We start from the raw sequence: 257 nt of genomic DNA on the forward strand, positions 1-257 counted from the left end.
CCGCAACGCGGCCCCCTGCCTTCAATGGGCGAAAATCGACCCCCCTTGCTTGCCCACCATTTTCTCCGGCTTGATCAGGAACCGCGCCAGGGCCGGCAGCAGCCACAACGCCCCGAACATGTTCCAGAGCAACATGAAGGTCAGCATCAGGCCCATGTCGGCCTGGAACTTGATCGCCGAGAAGATCCAGGTGCACACACCAATGGCCAGGCACAGCCCGGTGAACAGCACTGCCTTGCCGGTCGAGCGCAGGGTCT

At 62.6% G+C, this 257-nt stretch carries 1 protein-coding gene; it reads right to left on the bottom strand.

What is annotated here, in order from left to right:
• Positions 1-21 precede the first annotated feature (21 nt).
• The coding region (locus tag GYA94_RS25865) for an MMPL family transporter (RefSeq protein WP_161893380.1) at positions 22-257 on the bottom strand (236 nt) is incomplete at its 5' end.

The sequence above is a fragment of the Pseudomonas juntendi genome (assembly GCF_009932375.1).
In the GTDB taxonomy this organism is placed as follows: domain Bacteria; phylum Pseudomonadota; class Gammaproteobacteria; order Pseudomonadales; family Pseudomonadaceae; genus Aquipseudomonas; species Aquipseudomonas juntendi.